At 65.0% G+C, this 13,049-nt stretch carries 9 protein-coding genes; 5 read left to right on the plus strand and 4 right to left on the minus strand.

The window, feature by feature from the left end; translation table 11 throughout:
- Positions 1 to 17: 17 nt before the first annotated feature.
- Positions 18 to 914 (minus strand): GIY-YIG nuclease family protein, encoded by an 897-nt coding sequence (locus H507_RS0102280; RefSeq protein WP_022909112.1) that lies wholly within the window; start codon positions 912 to 914, stop codon positions 18 to 20.
- 186 nt (positions 915 to 1,100) lie between these two features.
- Between H507_RS0102280 and H507_RS17115 the strand changes: the two genes are divergently transcribed.
- Positions 1,101 to 3,830: a sigma-70 family RNA polymerase sigma factor gene (locus H507_RS17115; RefSeq protein WP_051139607.1), complete on the plus strand. Its 2,730-nt coding sequence runs from the start codon at positions 1,101 to 1,103 to the stop codon at positions 3,828 to 3,830.
- An 86-nt stretch (positions 3,831 to 3,916) separates the two neighbouring features.
- A complete protein-coding gene (locus H507_RS0102295) occupies positions 3,917 to 5,773 on the plus strand; it encodes a DUF262 domain-containing protein (protein WP_022909113.1) in 1,857 nt (618 codons plus the stop codon).
- A gap of 133 nt (positions 5,774 to 5,906) precedes the next feature.
- Here the strand turns inward: H507_RS0102295 and H507_RS0102300 are convergent, their stop codons facing one another.
- Positions 5,907 to 6,203, minus strand: a complete 297-nt coding sequence (locus H507_RS0102300; RefSeq protein ID WP_026377654.1) for a HigA family addiction module antitoxin — start codon at positions 6,201 to 6,203, stop codon at positions 5,907 to 5,909.
- Positions 6,204 to 7,462: 1,259 nt separating this feature from the next.
- Complete coding sequence (locus H507_RS0102305; protein ID WP_022909115.1) at positions 7,463 to 7,840, minus strand: phage holin family protein; 378 nt, start codon at positions 7,838 to 7,840, stop codon at positions 7,463 to 7,465.
- 151 nt (positions 7,841 to 7,991) lie between these two features.
- Here H507_RS0102305 and H507_RS14150 point away from each other — a divergent pair, with 151 nt between their 5' ends.
- Both H507_RS14150 and fumC read left to right on the plus strand, forming a co-directional pair.
- Positions 7,992 to 8,306, plus strand: a complete 315-nt coding sequence (locus H507_RS14150; protein ID WP_022909116.1) for a putative quinol monooxygenase — start codon at positions 7,992 to 7,994, stop codon at positions 8,304 to 8,306.
- 16 nt (positions 8,307 to 8,322) lie between these two features.
- Positions 8,323 to 9,729, plus strand: coding sequence for a class II fumarate hydratase (gene fumC, locus H507_RS0102315; protein ID WP_022909117.1), 1,407 nt, complete (start codon positions 8,323 to 8,325; stop codon positions 9,727 to 9,729).
- A gap of 63 nt (positions 9,730 to 9,792) precedes the next feature.
- On the opposite strand, the gene H507_RS0102320 is transcribed toward fumC, so the two are convergent.
- Positions 9,793 to 11,649 carry a bifunctional metallophosphatase/5'-nucleotidase gene (locus H507_RS0102320; protein WP_022909118.1) on the minus strand — a complete coding sequence of 619 codons (1,857 nt, stop codon included), beginning with the start codon at positions 11,647 to 11,649 and terminating at the stop codon, positions 9,793 to 9,795.
- Positions 11,650 to 11,891: 242 nt separating this feature from the next.
- On the opposite strand from H507_RS0102320, the gene argF reads away from it, so the two are divergent.
- Positions 11,892 to 12,887 (plus strand): ornithine carbamoyltransferase, encoded by a 996-nt coding sequence (gene argF, locus H507_RS0102325; protein ID WP_022909119.1) that lies wholly within the window; start codon positions 11,892 to 11,894, stop codon positions 12,885 to 12,887.
- Positions 12,888 to 13,049: the final 162 nt, after the last annotated feature.

Consider the following 13,049-nt stretch of genomic DNA (forward strand, 5'->3'; position numbering starts at 1 on the left):
AGCTCGTTGGGCCGCTGCTACTGAACCCCTCGACTCTCCCAGGCGCCGAACATCGTTCCGTCGGCCCCGATCCATTCCCTTCGTCCATTGCACGACCGCCCGAGGCAGATCGCTCCCGCCGTCGAGGGCGACCCGAACACGACGTCACGGGTGAAGACGCCGACTCCGTCGACCGCTGAGATCGAGCCCTCGGCCACCAGCCGTTCATGCTCGGCGCGATACGACGCGTAGGCCTTGATCGTGCTCGGAGCTTTTCCCGTTCCGTGCCACGTCGCCACGCACTTGGATCCTGCCAGAACGGTGAACTCGCCATCGACTTGCTGGGCCTGGGCCTCCACGCCCAGTTTGGGTTGTCGCAGGTGGAACACCGGCGAGACCAGCTCTTCCCTACGGGTGGGCAGGATGGTGTCCAGCTCACGAGCGCGGATCGCGTCGACACCCAGCACCGGAAGCACAATCTGCAGTTGTCCGACGAAGTAATCCATGTCGGAGCTGTGAGCTTCGGGCAGAGGCTGTGGGGGCGGGGTCGTCCCGTTCTCCAACACCACGCGACCAGCCTGTTGAGCGAGAGTGATGAGCCGCGACTCGAGGTATCTTCCGTGGGCTTTGGTGAGATTCGCGTCCTTCGAGGTCACCACGACCACGCGGCGCCAGAACTCCTTGTTGGCGTCGTGGTATCGCAGCCGAGACTTGAAGTCATCCGTTTCACCGATGTAGCAGCGCGTCCCACCGCCCTCGTCGGGGCCGAGCAGAAGGTACACGCATGTACCGGCGAGCTCGGTGCGTGCGACCAAGGTGCTCATCTCGGAACGCGGCGCGCTCAGAACTTGCCCCGTCCAGTTCAGGATTTCCGCAGTGGTCAGACCACCAGGAGTTCCATCCACGAGGAACAGTTCAATGTGCTTGCCCGCCATGGCTGCATTGTGTCGTGAACCTCCGACACTACGGGCGGTCAGGGGTGACTCTGGGGCGGGCCACCGTCGTGGCTGTCGGTCCGACACTGTCGACGGACAACGTTTCCCGCGACGTCGCAGAAATGTCAGAGGCTTACTCCATTATCGATCCAAGGGCACTGGAGCCCAGCGGACTGAGGGGGACACATGAGAATCGTCGACGAGCGTGACCAGTCGTTCGAGTCCGTCACTCGGTCGCTGCCCGCGCTCTCGCTCTATCGCTGGCAGGAAGAGGCGCTGAGCGAGTGGCGGCAGGCCTGGCACCGAGGAGTCGTGCAGGCCGTCACGGGGGCTGGCAAGACGCGAGTCGGTCTGGCCGCCATCGAGCTCGCCCATCAGCGTGGCCGTCAAGCGGTGGTGCTGGTGCCGTCGTTGGCCCTCGCGAAACAGTGGGTCGTCAATCTCCGGACGCACCTCCCTCAGATGAAGGTGAGGACTGATCTGAACTCGTCGGTCCCTTGGGATGTCACCGTCACCACGGTGCAGTCGGCCATGAATCGTGCGTCGCTCACCGCTGTGGGTGGCCTGCTCGTCGCGGACGAGTGTCACCGCTACGGCGCAGAGAGCTTCGCGTTGGCTCTCAGCCCCGCATACACCTGGCGCCTTGGGCTCAGCGCCACCTTCCAACGCAATGATCTGGGCGATGAAGTACTTCGGGACTACTTCGCAGGCGTGTGCTTCGACTTGGGGTACCAACGAGCAACAGCCGACAGGCTCATTTCTCCGTTCAAGGTGGCCTTCGCTTCTGTTCCGCTCAGTTCGAAGGAACGGACAAGGTACGTCGAAGTCGATGCCGAACTGAAGCACCTTCGTCAGGTGTTGGTGCAGCGTTTCGAGGTGGTGAGTGATCCGGTGGGCGAGTTCCTCAAAGGGGTCTCCGCCCTCGCAGAAGACCGGGACCCGTCGTCAGGTGGCGGGGTGGCCCGGCGCTACATGGCTCGCTTCTCCGAGCGGAAGTCGTTGCTCGCCGAGACCCAGATGAAGTACATGGCGCTCGCCGGTGTCTCACCCGCCGTGCACGGTGCTGCGGGGACGATTGTCTTCACCCACACCCAGAAGTCGGCCGAGGAGGCCGCAGAGGTTCTTGGGTCCACGGGATGCTCTGCGGCCGCGGTGCATGCCGAGCATCCCATCGACGAGCGAGAGTCCCGGGTCGAGATGCTCAGGACGGGTGAAATCACTGCCCTCACAGCTCCGCGGGTGCTCGATGAAGGCATCGATGTACCCGACGCCGACCTCGGCATCATCCTTGCCTCCAACCGCAGCCGTCGCCAGATGATCCAGCGCCTCGGACGAGTGCTGCGACGCCGCGATCAGAAGCTCGCCCGGTTCCTCATCCTCTATGCGGAGGGAACGGTCGAAGATCCCTTCGCGTCCGGAGCCATCCCAGACTTCTACGACGAATGTCTGCCCTTCGCCGTGGCCGAGCGCCGCTTCGATCTTGGAGCGAACCAGTTGCCGCAGCTGCTGGAGTTCTTGGGTGTCAGTGCGGACGCCACGAGCGCGCGGGTCGGCAACGAGATTGTCGAGGCGAGTGGGGAACGTGCCTCCGGGCCCGCTGCGGACGAGGACGCGCGGCTGGCAGAGACAGAACCGGTCGCGGTGATTCAACCAACTCCCGAGGTTGTCACCCCGTTCTCCCGGTTCCTGCTTGCTCCTCCAGCGATGTTCGCTCGCTGCACCGCCGACGTGATCCACGACTACCTGCACACCTTGAGGCAGTACCCGCTTCTGTCAGCCGAGGAAGAGGTGCATCTGTCCAAGGCCATCGAGGTGGGGCTCTATGCGCGGCATCTGCTCGAGACAGGGGGCTCATCCCATATCGAGGTCACGCTCGAACAACTTTGGCGCGAGGGTGAGTTGGCCTTCCAGTGGATGGTGGTGTCGAACCTCCGGCTGGTGGTGAACATAACCAAGGGGTACGTGGGGCAGGGCCTCGACTTCGAAGACCTCATCCAGGCTGGCACTGAGGGACTCGTCCGGGCTGTCCACAAGTTCGACTTCACCCGAGGACTCAAGTTCTCCACCTATGCGACCTGGTGGATCAAGCAGTCGGTGACCCGGACTCTCGCGGACGAGGGAAGGCTCGTCCGGCTGCCCGTCCACTTCGTCGAGAAGCTCCGACCTGTGGACGGGCTGCGACGGCGGAACGACCAGACCTGGGCGCAGTTCCTTCTTGCCCATCCCGAGGGGCTTACTGACCTTGAGGTCAGCGGTCAGGATTTGAGGCGCATGGCGACTCTGTCTCGATCCTGGTTGAGTACGGAGTGGTTGACGGAAGAGGTTGCCGACTCGTGGGTTGCTTCCCCAGTGGGAGGGGCGGATGGGGATTCCGCGATTGAGGCCTGCGTCGACATCGTTGCGAATCATGCTCAGGTGCACCAGATCTTGGCCGAGCTCACCGAGACCTTCCCCGTGGGTGTGTTCGTGCTGAAGGCCCGTCATGGCCTGCTGACAGGGGAACCCGAGACCTTGGACACGATCGGCCGGATGCGCGGCGTCACCCGTGAGCGAATTCGGCAGATCGAGAAGCAGGCGCTGGAGCTCTTGACCCATCACCGGGTCGTACCTGCGACCCCACCCGAGCAGAAGTCGTCGGCGAAGCAGAAGGCGAAGGGGAAGATCAAGGCGACCGTCAACAAGGGGGCGGCCACAAGGGGGAAGTCCATCCCAGTCGTCCGGCCAGCGGCACTTTCGAAGAGCGTCCCCACGCCCCAAAGAGAACGTCGGCCCGGCTTGCTCTCGGCCAAGTTCCAGAAGCAGCTCGCCCTGAACAGCCAGGGCCCGGCGGCCCCGCGCCGTGCGCTGCACACATCGGCTTCAGAGGCGTGGCCGACAGTCGGAGCGGCGCCCCGACGTGCACTCCTGGAGCCTTGATGTCACGGAATGCCGACCAGCTCGTCGGCAACGTCGAACCGTCGTGACACGATCAAGCCCACGCATCACCGGAGAGAAGGCAGCACATGCCCGGAGGCTACGAGAAGGCCATCACGATCGAGTCGGCGATGAGGAGCATCGCCGAGCGGCGCTACCTGCTGCCGTCCATCCAGCGCAAGTTCACCTGGGACATGGATCAGGTGTGTCGCCTCTTCGACTCGATCATGCGGCACTACCCGATCAACAGTTTGATGCTCTGGAAGGTCGATGCCGCTGAAATTCGCACGGGGTTTCGGTTCTACGAGTTCCTGACCAAGTACGCCGAACGCTATGCCGAGAACAATCCGGACTTCGACACCAAGGGACACGGTGAGTTCTTTGCAGTCATCGACGGTCAGCAGAGGCTGACGTCGCTGTATATCGGCCTGAAGGGCACCTATGCAGTGAAAAGGCCGCGCGCCTGGTGGCCCAAGGCGTATGACCCCGCCATCCTGCCGCCGCGGACGCTGCATCTGAACCTCGCCAAGCCTCTCGATCCGGAGCAGAACGACGACCAGCTCACCTTTGAGTTCCAGTTCCTCACCGTCGATGCGCTGGCGAAGAAGCCGAAGGACTCTGAGAATCTCTGGTTCGAAGTGGGTGAGATCCTCCAGTTCCCGGCGGTGGAGACGGACGATGAGATCCTCGACCACGTCATGGAGTACCTCGATCGAGCAGGCCACGGCACCAACAGCTTCGCCAGGAAGACGCTCCTGCGCCTCTATTTCGCCATTCGTCGGGAAGCAACGCTGAACTACTTCGTCGAGGAGAGTCAGGACATCGGAAGAGTCCTCGACATCTTCATCAGGACCAACGAGGGTGGCACCCCCCTACGCTTCTCCGATCTGCTCATGTCGATCATGTCGGCCAACTGGGAAGACGCACGTGACCGGGTGGACGAAGTGGTCAATCTCGTCCGCGTGGAGTTCGGTTTCTCCATCGACCGTGACCTCATCATGAAGGCAGCAGTCATGATCACCGACGCTGACGTCCACTTCCAGGCGCGGAACTTCGACGCTGGCAATGTTGACAGGATCAAGGGCTCCTGGGATGACATCCGCGACGCTGTCGTGGCGACGTTCAGGCTGATCGCGTCGTTCGGCCTCAACGACGCATCCCTCCGATCGAAGAACGCCGTCTTGCCCATCGCCTACTACCTCTTCCACAAGGGACGAGACAGCACGACCGGGGCCCGTGGCCGTTTCGGGACGATCAACACCCCAACCGCGCACCGCGGGGATCGCATGACGATCCGTACGTGGCTGATGATGTCGCTGCTCCGAGGCGTATTTGGACGATCTGCGGACTCACTGCTCATCGGACTGCGGAGGATCATTCGCGACAACATCAACGATCCAGAGGGGTTCCCGCTCGACCAAATCGTTGCCGAGTATCTGGGTCGCCCGCGCGACCTGACTTTCGACGATGGCTTCGTCGATCGGCTGCTAACCACGCAGAAGGACGACCCGACCTGCTACTCGATCCTCGCCCTGCTCCAGCCGGATGTCGACATACAGCAGCAGCTCCATGCCGATCACCTTCACCCGGCAGCTGACTTTCGGGCCGAGCGCCTGGACAAGCGCAGCTTCCTTGAGGGCGACTTGGAACTGCGGGCCTTCTACGAGAACCGATCCAACTGGAACGGAATCTGCAACCTGTGGCTGCTCACGGAGAACGAAAACACCTCGAAGCAGGACAAGCCGCTCCAGGACTGGCTTGAGCCACGTCTGGGCAGGACCACTCTCGATCCATTGATCCCGCCCGGCGCAAGCCTCGATTTCGCCGACTTCAAGGACTTCGTCGAGAGACGTCGGGCGCTCCTGAAGCGCAAGCTCCAAGCTCTCGTCGGCGACGAGGTCGTCGGAGTGGCAGCGGCTCGACCTGATCTCGGGGACGAAGACTGAGAGACAACTGTCAGAGTCCCTGCTGCTGAAGATCACGTCCGAGGGCGACTCCCTCGGATTGTCCCGATCAGGTGAGGGCCAGATCAGATCGCATCATCGAACGGTCACAGGGTTCGAAGCATTTCTCGCGCTATCACACCGCCACCAGCACTGCCACCTTGGCCAGCTCGTCCGCGCGGAGTTCTCGTGCCACCTCGAGGTCGTAGTCGGTCTGGATGTTGATCCAGAAGCGTTCGTCGACGCCGAGGGCTGTGGACAGACGCAACGCGGTGTCGATGGTGATGGCCCGCTTGCCTCGCACGATCTCGCTGATGCGGGTCTGCGGGAGACCCGTGGCCTGTGCCAGACGGTACTGCGAGATGCCGAGCGGCTCCAGGAACTCGGTCAGCAGGATCTCGCCGGGAGTGATGGGGTCGTGTGCCTTGGTCATGGTGGGTCTCCTCTCAGTGGTGATCGGTGATCTCGTCATCGTCTGCTCCGTTGTCGGTCCATGCAGTTCGGGTCCAAGGGATCGAACACGCTCGCGGTGCCAGACCTTCTCGGTGTCGATGTTCTTGAAGGACCGGATCACCCTGCCATGCTAACGCGCAACGATACTAACGGCAAGCGTGACTACTGGGGTGGTCGCAGGCGTCGTCCAACTCCGGGTCGCTCACTGTCGGACGGGCTCGACAGCAAGTCGGGCGTGAGCTGCGCCTGGGCCCGATGCTCCTCTGGCAAGGCCTGTCGGGGAGCATGATTCGCTCTCGCTGGTGACGACGTCGACCTTGGAGTTGGCGCGCACGAATCGGTGTGCGCTGCGGTTGCGCTCATCGATGCTGGGCTGGAAGTGGTACCCGAGGGCCTCCAGAGCAGTAGCAACTGCGTTCGGGGTGCCGCGGTGAGTCTCGATGTGGAGCACGATGTCGACGTCTGCGGTCGGGCGCACCACGCCAAGGCCATGGTGCACAGCATGCAGTTGCGTCATCAGCCCGCCCACCAGAGTCCAACTACCAGCGGGGAGGGCGTCGGCGAGTTCGGCCAGGTTGGGCCACGGACCAACCCCCTGCGGCGGCGGTCACCTCGATGGTCGGTCGCTCGCCGCTCATCGGTAGGCCTCCAACAGATGGCCAAACGCGCGCCGCCCAGTCCCGCACTCGGGGATCGGTGCTGCTGGCGGCGTCCAAAGCCGCCACGGTCTTGGTCTTCACAAGGTGGCGAACGTGCTCGAAGTCAAAGGCCGTGGTGCGCACCACGGCGCTGCCACGCACTGACCGGCGTAGGCCAAGGGTGCGGACAGCGTGATCCAGAGAGGCGGAAGCCAAGTAACCGTCAACCCCGGCGTCGACGGTGTCGGTGAGGCCCAACAATGCAGGTTGGCGGCGACCACCTGTTCGCGCAGACGGGGGAGTGCGGCGCGGTGGGCCTCGAAGGTGTGCACGCGGGAGCGGTTCCTCGTCCGGGTCAACAGGTCATCGACCTGGGTGATCTCACGCCGCGTCTTGCGAAGTCGCCAGAGCTGCGTGCTCCCGAGCCAGTCTTCATCCTGTCCCGACAGCAGCGCGACCGTACCCCATGCTGTGTGCTCAGCCCAGGAGCGTGTGCGGCTCTGAGTCTGCAGGTACAGATATCGGTCAACCGAATGCCGGTCGACCAGTCCCCGGGCGATCTGGGCGAGAACGTCAGGCGGAACCCCTGTAGACCCTCGAATCAGCGCCGCGAGTGCCCGTCCCCCTTGAACACCAACCCAGCCAGCCAACTGGCCACGCCCACGATCACCGCACCCCACGCGGCCGACCCCCACGACCCGACGTGGAACCCGAGCCCCACCTGGCCGGCGACCCAGCCGGTGAGCTTGAGCATGGCCGCGTTGATGACGATGGCGAACAGGCCCAGGGTGAGAATCAGGAAGGGCAGCGAGATCACGGTCAGCACCGGCTTGATCAGCGCGTTCACGATACCGAACACGACCGCCACCACGGCGACTGCTATCACCTGGTGCTGGGTGTCGCCGGTGAGCCAGATGCCCCCGACCAGCCAGACAGCGGCCAGCAGGGCGACGACGTTGATGAGGAAGCGCGCGAACATGGCTCCACGGTAGGCGCGTCACCGTGCCGACCGGCAGTCGGAGCGTCCCGGAACCTTCCCTGAGCCCTCGTCCCTGAACGCCCCGAGCCCAGTTCTGCCCAGATTCCCGAGCCACGGACCACGGCCCATCGGGCTACGGAAGAATCGAGCCATGACGATCAACGTTCTCTGCATCTTCCACGCCATCCCCGAGCACCGCGACGAACTCAAGCGCCGACTCGAGGTGATGGCCGCCGCCACCCAGCAGGAGGAGGGCTGCCTGCTGTACGCGCTGCAGGAGGGGGTCGATGACGAGAACTTGCTCGGCTTCGTCGAGAAGTGGGAGTCGGACGAGGCGCTGGCCCGTCACCTGCAGCAGCCCCACGTCGTTGACGGTGGCGACGAGCGCCGGGCGATGATGTCGCAGCCCGGCATCGTCGTGAAGACCCGTAACTCTGACCACGCTGCTTGGCCCGTCGGGCTCTGAGCCTAGGCTGGGGGACATGACTGAACAGGTGCGTGCCGAGTCCGATTCGATGGGGACGATCGAGGTCGCCGCCGACCGCTATTGGGGGGCCCAGACCCAACGAAGCATCGGCAACTTCCCGATCGGACGAGACACCTTCATCTGGGGGCGGACGATGATCCGCGCCCTGGGCGTGCTGAAGTTGGCGGCCGCTCAGGCCAACGCCGACCTCGTACAATTGCCGCTGAGCGGGGTCGAGATCGCCGCGCTGGAGCAGGCCGCCACCGAGGTGATGGACGGCGAGCTCGACGACCACTTCCCACTGGTGGTGTTCCAGACCGGCAGCGGCACCCAGTCGAACATGAACGCCAACGAGGTCATCTCGAACCGTGCGATCGAGATCCTCGGTGGAAACCTGGGCTCGAAGTCGCCCGTCCACCCCAACGACCACGTCAACCGTGGCCAGTCGAGCAATGACACCTTCCCCACCGCCATGCACATCGCGATCGTGCTCGAGTTGCACGACCGCCTCTACAACCAGGTGCAGGGTCTGCGCGAGGTGCTGGCGGCCAAGGCCGAGCAGTTCGCCGGAGTGGTCAAGGTGGGCCGCACCCACCTGCAGGACGCCACCCCCATCACCCTCGGTCAGGAGATCGGCGGCTGGGTGGCCCAACTCGACTTCGCGCTCGAGCAGGTGCGCCACGCCGAGCAGGGTCTGGGCGACCTCGCCATCGGTGGCACCGCCGTCGGCACCGGCCTGAACGCCCACCCCGATTTCGGGACGACCACCGCGCGTCGCATCTCGGAGTTGACCGGCCACGAGTTCCGGCAGGCGTCCAACCTGTTCGCGGCCCTGTCCGCCCACGACGCGCTGGTCAACATCTCGGGTGCCCTGCGGGTGCTGGCGATGGCGGCCATGAAGATCGCCAACGACGTGCGCTGGTTGGCCTCCGGTCCCCGCAACGGCATCGGCGAGATCACCATCCCCGAGAACGAGCCGGGCAGTTCGATCATGCCGGGCAAGGTGAACCCGACCCAGTGCGAGGCCCTGACCATGGTGGCCACCCGGGTGTTCGGCAACGACGCCACCGTCGGGTTCGCCGGCAGCCAGGGCAACTTCCAGCTGAACGTCTACAAGCCGGTGATGGCCCACGCCGTGCTCGAGTCGATCAGGCTGCTGGGTGATTCCTGTCAGGCCTTCACCGACAACTGCGCGGTCGGCATCGAGCCCAACCATGCGCGCATCGAGGCGAATCTGGCCAGCAATCTGATGCAGGTCACCGCCCTCAACCGCCACATCGGGTACGACAAGGCGGCAGCCATCGCGAAGAAGGCCCACAAGGAGGGCACCTCGCTGCGTGAGGCGGCCCTCGCCTCGGGGCATGTCACCGGCGAGGAGTTCGACGCCTGGGTCGTCCCGATCGACATGACCCACCCCAGCTGAGACTCCCCACAGTGCGCACGAGACCCGGCGCCGGCGACCAGCCGGGCCGGGTCTCGTCCGTTGTCAGGCGGTGACGGTGATCGGGGTGGTGCCCCAGACCAGCTTCCAGTCGACCCGGTGGAACTGGGCCGGGTCGATCACCTGGTGGGCGGTGACCCAGTCGATGATCAGCTGCCGGATCTCGTTCTGGCGGTTGTAGACGACCTCGGCGGTGGTGACACCGGGGAAGTTGCCGCCACCGGACTGGCGGTAGTTGTTGATGGCGATGACGAAACGCTTCTCGTCGGCCACCGGGGTGCCGTCGTAGGCGAGGTTGCGGATCCGGTCTCCGGCGTGCGCCGACAGGTCGATGTCATAGGTGAGGGCCGCGTCGAGCCCACCCATGACGTCGTAGTTGTAGTCGGGAGTCCCGTTGGGGGCCGACGAGGTGACCGCATTGGTGACCTGCGACGCGGGCAGCGGCCCGGCCGAGGACACCTGCTTGAAGTAGCTGGCCGACTTCTCGAGGTACGCCTTGACCTGCGCCCCCGTCATGGCGATCCCGAACAGGGTGTTGTCGTAGATGTACAGCCCGGCGACGTCGCGGACGGTGACCTCCCCCGCGGGGATCACCGCGGTCCGCGAGAACGGGGCCGCGATCGACAGCACCGGGGTCGTCTCGTCGGCGGTGCCCACCAGTCCCGCCTTGACGGCCTGGGCCTGCACGTAGTTGATGAAGTCGACGGCCGCCGAGTCCTCCCAGCAGGCGGTGGCGCCCGTCATGTCGGCGAGGCTTCGTCCGATCACCGAGTTGACGTAGGCGAGCACCGTGCGGTGGGCGGGCTCGATGACGGCAGCCACCTCGGGGTCCTCATCGACGGTGTTCGCGTTCAGCAGGGTCGCCGACGACGAGGTCACCTGCCACTTGCCCTTGACCATGGTCAGGTTGAGGTCCATCACGCTGACCCGCATGCCCCAGTAGAGGGGTTCGGAGAGCAGCACCTGGCGTCCGGTGGCCTGGTTGGTGACGAATCGCTGCGGCACCTCGAGGTGGGCGTGGCCCACCAGGATGGCGTCGATGCCGGGCACCTGCTCGGCGAGCACGGTCGAGGCGTTCTCGGGCCAGGGGAGCGCGTCACCCCAGGACGACGAGGTGGTGGCGCCCGAATGGCACGACACGATGACGACGTCGGCGCCGGCGCGCTTCACCTGCGGGATGAGCACCTTGGCCTGCTCGACGATGCCGTTGAACCACAGCCTGCCCTCGACATTGCTCTTGTCCCAGATCGAGACGCCGGGGGTGACCAGACCGACGAGGCCGACCGTGATCGGCTGCTGCCCCTTCAGCTTGATCGTCTTGAGCGTGTGGGTCGGGTAGGCCGGACGATCGGTGTTCCGCCCGTCGACCACCTGCAGGGCGTTGCCGCACAGGAGCGGGTGGTCGAGCTGGTCGGCGAAGGCCGCGAGCGTGTCGAGCCCGTAGTTGAACTCGTGGTTTCCCATGGCCGCGGCGTCGTAGCCGATGGCGTTCATGGCCAGGGCCATGGGGTGCTTGGACCCCTGGGTGATGGGGTCGATCTTGGCGTAGTAGTACGCCAGTGGGGTGCCCTGGATGGTGTCGCCGGCGTCGAGGGTGATGCAGGTGTCGGCTCCACGTTCAGCGCGCAGGTGCTTGATCAGGGTGGCGCACTTCGCGACTCCGATCTGGTTGCCCTTGCCGTCGGAGTAGGCGGCGTTCGAGAAGTAGTTCCAGTTGTGCACGTTGCCGTGCAGATCGGTGGTGCCGAGCACCGTGAGCCGCACGGTCTTGCCGGCCGCTGCTTCGGCTGTGGGATCGGTCGGACGCGCCTGGGCCTCGGGTGACAGGGGGCCGGCGAACAGTCCGGCACCGCCGACGACGGCTCCGGTCAGCAACTGGCGACGCTTCAGGGTGGGGTTCATGGGTTCTCCAGGATTCCTCGGGTACGGGTCAACCGCGCTGACGCTAACGCCACCGGGGTGGTGCGCGGGGCCATCGGGGGAACAGTTCATCCACATGTCACGGGGTCGTCGTCCGGGGGAGCGGTGCGGCCAGGTCGGTTCGGGGGCATGGGAGGTCTCGTGCGGCTCAGGCTGCGGACGATGGGGTGTTCGAGATGCGGAGCCGCCGGGGCGTGCAGGACCCGACCCCGTAGCGTGAGCCCATGACGAACCTGACCGGACGGCACTTCCTCAAGGAGCTGGATTTCACCCCCACCGAGTGGCGCTCGCTGGTGGAGCTCAGCCGGGAACTGAAGCTGGCCAAGCGCGAGCGCCGCGAGCAGCGGCGTCTCGAGGGTCTGAACTTCGCCATGATCTTCGAGAAGACCTCCACCCGTACCCGCTGCGCGTTCGAGGTGGCTGCCCATGACCAGGGCGCCCACGTCACCTACCTCGACCCCGCCGGATCCCAGATCGGGCACAAGGAGTCGGTCGCCGACACCGCCCGCGTCCTCGGGCGGATGTTCGACGGCATCGAGTACCGCGGCAATGGCCAGCACACGGTCGAGGAGCTGGCCCGTCACGCCGGCGTCCCCGTCTGGAACGGGCTCACGGACGAGTGGCACCCCACCCAGATGCTGGCCGACCAGTTGACCATGCTCGAACACTCCGACAAGCCACTCGAGCAGATCAGCTATGCCTACGTCGGCGACGCCCGCAACAACGTCGGCAACTCACTGCTCGTCTCCGGGGCCATGATGGGCATGGACGTGCGGATGGTCGCCCCGGCCGCACTCCAGAACTCGTCCGAGGTGATCGCTCGGGCCCAGCGACTGGCTGCCGACAACGGTGGACGAGTGACCGTCACCGATTCGGTCGAGGAGGGCGTGAAGGGCGTCGACTTCGTCTACACCGACGTGTGGGTGTCGATGGGCGAGCCGAAGGAGAAGTGGGCCGAGCGCATCGAGTTGCTGCTGCCCTACCAGGTGAACGCCTCGCTGATGGCTGCCACCGGCAATCCCTCGGCCAAGTTCATGCACTGCCTGCCCGCCTACCACGACCGCCTGACCACGATCGGCGAGCAGATCCACGCCCAGTACGGGCTGGACGGGGTCGAGGTCTCGAACGAGGTCTTCGAGTCCGAGGCCACGGTCGCCTTCGACCAGGCCGAGAACCGGATGCACACGGCCAAGGCCGTCATGGTGGCCACCCTGACCTGAGGGCGCACCCGCCTCACCCCAGCCGCCGCGAGCCCCAGGCACCACGCCGCGCAAGCCCCCGAATTACGCGGTGAGCGATCGTCCGACCACAAAGATGGTTAGTCGGGCTAATCAATGGACAAGCCCCCACGGGCGTGCCTAGGCTGGATGAAGCGCCTGCGT

It is taken from the genome of Aestuariimicrobium kwangyangense DSM 21549 (genome assembly GCF_000421525.1).
Lineage (GTDB): Bacteria > Actinomycetota > Actinomycetes > Propionibacteriales > Propionibacteriaceae > Aestuariimicrobium > Aestuariimicrobium kwangyangense.

What these genes read in the sequence shown, in the direction of transcription:
- H507_RS0102305 (WP_022909115.1), bottom strand. Translation starts at nt 7,840, where the DNA reads ATGTTCGCGCGCTTCCTCATCAACGTCGTCGCCCTGCTGGCCGCTGTC.
- H507_RS17115 (WP_051139607.1), top strand. Translation starts at nt 1,101, where the DNA reads ATGAGAATCGTCGACGAGCGTGACCAGTCGTTCGAGTCCGTCACTCGG.
- H507_RS0102320 (WP_022909118.1), bottom strand. Translation starts at nt 11,649, where the DNA reads ATGAACCCCACCCTGAAGCGTCGCCAGTTGCTGACCGGAGCCGTCGTC.
- fumC (WP_022909117.1), top strand. Translation starts at nt 8,323, where the DNA reads ATGACTGAACAGGTGCGTGCCGAGTCCGATTCGATGGGGACGATCGAG.
- argF (WP_022909119.1), top strand. Translation starts at nt 11,892, where the DNA reads ATGACGAACCTGACCGGACGGCACTTCCTCAAGGAGCTGGATTTCACC.
- H507_RS14150 (WP_022909116.1), top strand. Translation starts at nt 7,992, where the DNA reads ATGACGATCAACGTTCTCTGCATCTTCCACGCCATCCCCGAGCACCGC.
- H507_RS0102300 (WP_026377654.1), bottom strand. Translation starts at nt 6,203, where the DNA reads ATGACCAAGGCACACGACCCCATCACTCCCGGCGAGATCCTGCTGACC.
- H507_RS0102280 (WP_022909112.1), bottom strand. Translation starts at nt 914, where the DNA reads ATGGCGGGCAAGCACATTGAACTGTTCCTCGTGGATGGAACTCCTGGT.
- H507_RS0102295 (WP_022909113.1), top strand. Translation starts at nt 3,917, where the DNA reads ATGCCCGGAGGCTACGAGAAGGCCATCACGATCGAGTCGGCGATGAGG.